The sequence below is a fragment of the Streptomyces sp. NPDC054847 genome (assembly GCF_053610925.1).
In genome coordinates, this window is record NZ_JBSGZJ010000367.1 from 1 (window position 1) to 7,219 (window position 7,219).

Sequence of the window (7,219 nt, forward strand, 5' to 3'; positions counted from 1 at the left end):
ACCAGAATCCTCTTCCGGTGGTGCCGCTGCGACATCCAGCGGCACCACCGGAGCAGACAGCACAGCCGCCCGCACACAGTCCGACGACCGCCCGTACGGAGCCCTCCATGGAACCCACCGCTCACGTCAGCAAAACGCCCCTGCCCGGAGTCGGCACGAGGTACGACCTCAAGACCGACGCCGGCGCGCACCTGTCCGTCGTCGTGCACCAGGACGGCCGCCGCATCCTGGCCTTCCACGATCCCGAGGACGACGACAACTGCAAGGACGCCGCAGCGCTCGCGCCGCACGAGGCGACCGCGCTGTCCAAACTGCTCGTCCCCGACCCCGTCGCGCACCTGCACCAGCACATCGAGATCGACCTCGTGACGGAGCACATCCCGGTCACGAAACGCTCCCCGTACGCCGGCCGGCTGCTCGCCGACACCCAGGCGCGCACCCGCACAGGAGCGTCCATCGTCGCCGTACTGCGTCGCACCGCGGCGTTCCCCTCGCCCACGCCCGACTTCCGCTTCGCCATCGGCGACACGCTCGTCGTCGTCGGAACCCGCGAAGGCGTCGACGCCGTTGCCGAACTGATCACCGGAGGATAGCCACCCGTGCACGACACCACCGCGCTGCTCATCGAACTCGGGTCGATCATCCTCGCCCTGGGCCTGCTCGGCAGGCTCGCCGGACGCATCGGGTTCTCACCCATACCGCTCTACCTGCTCGCCGGACTCGCCTTCGGCCACGGCGGGCTGCTGCCCATGAACGCCAGCGAGGAGTTCATCGCCACCGGCGCCGAGATAGGCGTCATCCTCCTGCTGCTGCTCCTCGGCCTCGAGTACAGCGCCTCCGAGCTCGTCACCAACCTCAAGACCCAGTACCCCTCCGGCATCGTCGACTTCGTCCTCAACGCCCTCCCCGGCGCGGTGGCCGCACTGATCCTCGGCTGGGGACCGGTGGCCGCCGTCGCGCTCGCCGGTGTCACCTGGATATCGTCGTCCGGCGTCATCGCCAAGGTCCTCGGCGACCTCGGCAGGCTGGGCAACCGTGAAACGCCCGTCATACTCGGCGTCCTCGTCATCGAGGACCTCGCGATGGCCGTCTACCTGCCGCTGCTGACCGCCCTGCTCGCCGGCCTCAGCCTCGCCGGCGGCAGCCTCACCCTGCTCATCTCGCTCGGCACGGTCAGCATCGTCCTCTACGTCGCGCTGCGCCACGGCCGGCTCATCAGCCGGGCCGTCTCCTCCGACAACCCCGAGATGCTGCTGCTGGTCGTCCTCGGCCTGACCCTTTTCGTCGCCGGCATCGCGCAGGAACTCCAGGTGTCCGCCGCCGTCGGCGCGTTCCTCGTCGGCATCGCACTGTCCGGCGAGGTCGCCGAGGGCGCGCACAACCTTCTCGCGCCGCTGCGGGACCTGTTCGCCGCGGTCTTCTTCGTCTTCTTCGGCCTGTCGACCGACCCGGCGGACATTCCGCCGGTCCTCGTCCCCGCGCTGATCCTGGCCGTCGTCACCGCGCTCACGAAGATCGCCACCGGCTGGTACGCGGCCCGTCGTGCGGGGATCGGCCCACGCGGACGGCTGCGAGCGGGTGGCACGCTGGTCGCCCGCGGTGAGTTCTCCATCGTCATCGCGGGCCTCGCGGTCGGGGTCGAGCCCCGGATCGGGCCGCTGGCCACGGCGTACGTCCTGATCCTTGTGATCATCGGGCCGCTGACGGCGCGGTGGACGGAGCCGATCGGGCGCCGCTTCCTGCGGACGCCGGCGCCGGCGCCGAAGGAGCCGGCCGTGCCACTGGAAACGGCCGACACGGCGTCGACCCCGACCTGACGCGGCCGCGGGGGCGTGACGCCCTCCGGGCATGAGCCGGTTCGTCCGGGCCGGCCCGGCCCGGACGGCGTCGCCCCTGCCGGGCGTAGTGCTTCCGCGTCCGGAGAGGGCGCCCGGAACGGCTGTCCTCGCCGCGCCCCGTTCACAGCGCCGTGCCGGTCTCCTCGGCCAGTGCTTCGAGGAGCTGGTCCTGGAACGCCTCGTCATGGACGGCGCGGTGCGGCTGCCTGAGCTTCTGGTGGTACCAGTAGCCGCCCGTGGTCAGGGCCTCGGGCTCGTCGCTGGTGACGAGCCACTCCTGTGTCACATGCCCGAGTTCGAGATCGTCCGGAGCGCCCGGACCACCCATCCTGGTCGGCACCCAGCCCGGGTCGACCGCATTGCTCCGCACATCGGGACGCAGGCGGGCCACCGCGGCGGCGAGCGTGGTGACGAACAGCTTGCTGTCCGCGTAGGAGCCCGCGCCGGCGCCGGCCCAGTCGACTCCCCGCACGGCCGGGCGCCCGCTGAAATGGGAGCCGCTGCTCAGGTACACCAGTCGGCGCGGCGCCGGAAGCAGGGCTGTGAGCAGGTAGGGGGCGATGATGTTGACCGGCATGACGGCCCGCCCGCTCCATACACCGGCGTTGTGGACGACCGCGTCCAGCGGGTCGGCGTCATTCAGCTCGGCGGCGATCCGCCGTACGGCGTCACGCTCGGTGAGGTCGCCGGTGACGGCGTCCGCGCCGCGGTCGAGCAGCGGCCGCAGAGCGGTTGCCCGCCGAGGGTTGCGGGCGTGTACCACCACCTGGTGCCCGGCGGTCAGCAGTGCCTCCGCGGTGGCCCGGCCCAGGCCGTCCGTGGAGCCGGTCACCAGGATGCGGCTCACCGCCGCACCGCCGCGTATTCGTGCTCGGCTGCTTTCTGCACGGCTTGTCTCCTTCTGCTCGTGTGCGGCGGCGGCACGTGCCGCGCATGACGGCGTCCGCGCGGGCCGGCGGGGTGCTTTCAGGCGGTGGGGTGACGCGCTGCCGGGCCCGCGTTCTCGGTGGCGGCCAGGGAGGCGAGCAGGCGTAGTCCCTCTTCCGAGGGGGAGCCGGGTTCGGCCGTGTAGATGGTCATGCCGAGTCCCGGTTCGGCGGCCAGGTCCAGGGATTCGAAGGCAAGGGTGAGGTCGCCGACCGAGGGGTGGCGGAACCGCTTGGTGCCGGTGCCGTGGCGGCGCACGTTGTGGGTGCCCCAGCGGGTGCGGAAGTCCTTGCTGCGGGTGGACAGCTCCCCGACGAGGTCGTGGAGGCCCTTGTCGTGCGGGTCGCGGCCGGCTTCGCGGCGCAGGATGGCCACCGCCATGTCGGCGAACAGCTCCCAGTCGGGGTAGAACCGGCGGGAGGCCGGGTCGAGGAAGTTGAAGCGGGCCAGGTTCCGCTGGTTGTCCCCGTCGGCGAACAGGTCGGTGTAGAAGGCACGGGCGAGGGGGTTGGCCGCCAGGACGTCCATGCGGCCGTTGGTCACGATTGCGGGCCCGGCCGTGATCGCGTCGAGGGTCCACTGCAGGCTGCGGTGCGGGGTCCACTGCCGGGTGGCGGCGCGGCGCCGGGGGCGGGTGAGGGCGTCGGAGCCGTCGGCGGCCCGGGCCAGGTGCAGGAGGTGGGCGCGTTCGGCGTCGTCCAGTCGCAGGGCGCGGGCGACGGCCTCCAGGACGGCGGGGGAGGCGCCGGCCAGGTTGCCGCGCTCCAGCTTCGCGTAGTACTCGACGCTCATGTCGGCCAGCGCGGCGACCTCGCTCCTGCGCAGCCCGGGCACACGCCGTCGGGAACCGGCCGGCAGGTCGACCTGCTCCGGGGTGATCTTCGCCCGCCGCGAGGTGAGGAACTCGCGGACCTCCTCACGGTTGTCCATGTCTTCGACCGTACGGCCTGCCCGCCGCGGAAGGGATGTACTGGCGGTACACCTCTCGCTGGTATCTCGCTCACCGCAGGGACGAGCGGTTACCTGGAGTGCGGGCACTCCCGGAGCGGCGCAGCCGCCCCGAGGGGTTACCCGGCCCGGGCAGCACGCGAAGGACAACGGGGCCCTTACGCGTCCCCCGGTCCGTACCCGCACCGGTTGCGGCGGCCCGAAGGGCCTCCCCGGACCACCCTTCAAAGAACGTGAGGACTTCCCCATGCGCGGAGCAGTGATCCACGCCCCCGGCGATGTGCGCTTCGAGACCCTGGACGACCCGATGATCCTGAAGCCGACGGATGCGATCATCCGCACGGCCGTCACCTGTGTGTGCGGGTCCGACCTGTGGCCCTGGCGGGGCCTGGACGCCACGGACGAGGCGCACCCGATGGGGCACGAGTACGTCGGTTTCGTCGAGGAGGTCGGGTCCGAGGTCACCGCGGTCAGGCCGGGCCAGTTCGTGGTCGGCTCGTTCGCGACCTCGGACAACACCTGCGCCAACTGTCGCAACGGATGGCAGTCGAACTGCCTCAAGCGCGAATTCATGAGCACCTGCCAGGCCGAGTACGTGCGTATCCCCAACGCTCAGGGCACCCTGGTCGCCACCGACAGGGTGCCGGGCGAGGAGTTCTGGCCGGGCCTGCTGGCGGTTTCCGATGTGATGGGCACCGGCTGGTACGCGGCCGAGGCCGCCGAGGTCCGGTCCGGTTCCACCGCCGTGGTGGTCGGCGACGGAGCGGTCGGGCTGTGCGCGGTGATCGCCGCGAAGGAGATGGGTGCGGAGCGGATCATCGCGATGAGCCGCCACGCCTCCCGTCAGGAGCTCGCCCTGGAGTTCGGCGCCACCGACATCGTCACCGAGCGCGGCGAGGAGGGCGTCGCCCGGATCAAGGACCTCACCGACGGGATCGGAGCGGACAGCGTGCTGGAGTGCGTCGGCACCGCCGAGGCCATGCAGCAGGCCCTGCACTCCGCGCGTCCCGGCGGCAACGTCGGCTTCGTCGGCGTGCCCCACGAGGTCGCCGTCGACGGCCAGGAGCTGTTCTTCTCCCACGTCGGTCTGCGCGGCGGCCCCGCCCCCGTACGCCGCTACCTGCCCGATCTGATCGAGCGCGTCCTGAGCGGCCGGATCGACCCGGGCAAGGTCTTCGACCTCACCCTGCCGCTGGAGCAGGTGGCCGAGGGCTACAAGGCCATGGACGAACGCCGCGCCATCAAGGCACTCCTCAAGCCCTGACGCCAGGCCGCGGCTCCCCTCGGGCAACCGTCGTCCCCTCGCGATCCCGCGAGCCGCCGGCCCGACCGTGCGCCCCGCGGTCGGGCCCGGCGCGCACCCGGCCTCAACACCGTCCCGTTTTGGTTCCTTTGGAGATCGTCAATACGATCCGCTGATGATCATAAGAAGACGGCCCGCGGCCCGGATCTGCGTGCTCCTCGCAGTCCTGGTCGCCGGGCTGTTCCCGACAGGCATCGCCGCCGCCGACGAGCCGGTGGCGAAGGAATCCCCCAAGGTCGAGCTCGTGCTCGACGTCAGCGGATCGATGCGCGCCCGCGACATCGACGGCAAGAGCCGCATGGCCGCCGCGAAGCAGGCCTTCAACGAGGTGCTGGACGCCGTCCCGGAAGACGTGCGGCTCGGCATCCGCACGCTCGGGGCCGACTATCCGGGCGACGACCGCAAGCGCGGTTGCAAGGACACCCGCCAGCTCTACCCCGTGGGGCCGCTCGACCGGACGGAGGCGAAGACCGCCGTCGCCACCCTCGCGCCCACCGGATGGACACCGATCGGCCCGGCGCTGCTGGGTGCGGCGGAGGATCTGGAAGGCGGTGACGCGACCCGAAGGATCGTGCTCATCACCGACGGCGAGGACACCTGCGCACCGCTCGATCCGTGCGAGGTCGCGCGGGAGATCGCGGCCAAGGGCATCCACCTCGTGATCGACACCCTCGGACTGGTGCCCGACGCCAAGACCCGTGCCCAGCTCAGCTGCATCGCGGAGGCCACCGGCGGTACGTACACGTCCGTCCAGCACACCGACGAACTCTCCGACCGGGTGAGCCAATTGGTCGACCGGGCCGCCGACCCGGTGGTGACGCCCGTCGCCACGCAGGGCGCCGGCCAGTGCCGCGACGCACCCCAGCTCGAGCCGGGTCTGTACACGGACCGGGAGAAGTTCGGCGAGCACCGCTGGTACCGGGTGGACGTGCTGCCCGGCCAGGAGCTGCGTGCCTCCGTGAGCGTCGGCGCCGACCGCGCGGTCAACAAGGACTACGGGGTGCTGCTGCGCGCCGTCACCGTCCACGGCCGTGAGATCGTCCGCGGTTCCGAGGCCGGCGACGGCCGTACCGATCTGATCTCGACCGGTCTTCGCTACCCGAAGCAGGAGCTCGAGGACGCCGACGGCGTCAAGCCCGCCGCGGAGACCGTGTGCCTCCAGGTGAGCAACTCGTTCTCCGCGCCGCCCGCCGTCAAGACCGAGCCGGGACTGCCCGTGGAACTCACCGTGGACGTGGTCGACACACCCGAAGCGGCCTCCGACGTGGCCGCGTTCGGCCTCGGGCGCGGCTGGTGGCTGCTGGGTGTCCTGGTACTGGCCGGCTTCGTGGCCGGTCTGCTCTGGGGCTGGGTCTCGCGCTGGCGTATCGCCGTCTGGAGGACCAACTGATGCGTATCGCACGCATACTGACGGTCGGCGCACTGACCGCCGCCGCGCTGTTCGGCCCGGCGGCCGCCGCCCTGGCGGACAGCCCGTCGCCCGGCCCCGAAGGTGACGACCGGGCCCCCACGGAGGCCGGTACCACTTTCCGTACGGCCACCCCGATCGAGCAGGACCAGAAGGCCACGGCGAACGCGTCGAGCGGCGACTACCTGTACTGGGTGTTCCCCGCGGACGCGGAGCAGCGGCCCACCGTCAAGGCCCGGGTCGCGCTGCCCGAGTCGGCCGAACGGCACGGCGCCTCGACGTGGCGCATCGACGTCTACGACGGGCTGCGCCGCCGCCAGGCCTGCACGTACGGCATGCAGGCCCGGACGGCGGCCGCCGACGCCACGTCGGTGGAACTGTCGTGCACCCTGCGGACCGTCCGGTCGCTGGCCGAGCCGTGGGCCGACGACCCGCTGCCCGGCAGTTACTACATACGCCTGACCGTGACCGGTCTCCCGGAGGAGGACCTCGGCCTCCCCGTCGCCGCGGAGGTCGAGGCGGTGTCCAAGGACGCGGGCGGGGCGTACGCGGTCGACGGTGCGCTCGCCGAGCCGCTGGTGCCGGGCGTCTCGGCCGACGAACGGCGCAACGAGGAACAGGCGGTCCTGGACTGGTCGTCCGGCCGGTGGTCCGACCGCTGGATCTGGACCGGCGCCGGCGGTCTGCTCGCGGCGCTCGCGGGCGTCGGCGGTTACGTGCTCACCCGGGGTGCCGGCCGCCCCTCGCGGATGCCGCCGGGCGCGTGAGTCCCCGGGCGGCCACGGCGTTCCGCCG

Annotated in this window: 7 protein-coding genes; 5 read left to right on the forward strand and 2 right to left on the reverse strand. The window is 72.1% G+C overall.

The window, feature by feature from the left end; genetic code table 11:
* Positions 1-107 precede the first annotated feature (107 nt).
* Both ACWGH4_RS27310 and ACWGH4_RS27315 read left to right on the forward strand, forming a co-directional pair.
* Positions 108-593 carry a cation:proton antiporter regulatory subunit gene (locus ACWGH4_RS27310; RefSeq protein ID WP_441261360.1) on the forward strand — a complete coding sequence of 162 codons (486 nt, stop codon included), beginning with the start codon at positions 108-110 and terminating at the stop codon, positions 591-593.
* A 6-nt stretch (positions 594-599) separates the two neighbouring features.
* Positions 600-1,817, forward strand: a complete 1,218-nt coding sequence (locus tag ACWGH4_RS27315; protein WP_441261361.1) for a cation:proton antiporter domain-containing protein — start codon at positions 600-602, stop codon at positions 1,815-1,817.
* A gap of 142 nt (positions 1,818-1,959) precedes the next feature.
* Here the strand turns inward: ACWGH4_RS27315 and ACWGH4_RS27320 are convergent, their stop codons facing one another.
* Complete coding sequence (locus tag ACWGH4_RS27320; protein ID WP_453465631.1) at positions 1,960-2,685, reverse strand: SDR family NAD(P)-dependent oxidoreductase; 726 nt, start codon at positions 2,683-2,685, stop codon at positions 1,960-1,962.
* 119 nt (positions 2,686-2,804) lie between these two features.
* Positions 2,805-3,695, reverse strand: coding sequence for a helix-turn-helix transcriptional regulator (locus tag ACWGH4_RS27325; RefSeq protein ID WP_453465633.1), 891 nt, complete (start codon positions 3,693-3,695; stop codon positions 2,805-2,807).
* Between the two features lie 265 nt (positions 3,696-3,960).
* Between ACWGH4_RS27325 and ACWGH4_RS27330 the strand changes: the two genes are divergently transcribed.
* From ACWGH4_RS27330 to ACWGH4_RS27340, 3 genes are all read left to right on the forward strand, one after another.
* The gene (locus ACWGH4_RS27330; protein WP_453465635.1) at positions 3,961-4,977 is read left to right on the forward strand and encodes a zinc-dependent alcohol dehydrogenase family protein; all 1,017 of its coding nucleotides are present in this window, start codon (positions 3,961-3,963) and stop codon (positions 4,975-4,977) included.
* Positions 4,978-5,131: 154 nt separating this feature from the next.
* Positions 5,132-6,406, forward strand: coding sequence for a VWA domain-containing protein (locus ACWGH4_RS27335; protein WP_453465637.1), 1,275 nt, complete (start codon positions 5,132-5,134; stop codon positions 6,404-6,406).
* Positions 6,406-7,191 carry a hypothetical protein gene (locus ACWGH4_RS27340; RefSeq protein WP_453465639.1) on the forward strand — a complete coding sequence of 262 codons (786 nt, stop codon included), beginning with the start codon at positions 6,406-6,408 and terminating at the stop codon, positions 7,189-7,191. The genes ACWGH4_RS27335 and ACWGH4_RS27340 overlap by 1 nt, the downstream gene beginning before the upstream one ends.
* Positions 7,192-7,219: the final 28 nt, after the last annotated feature.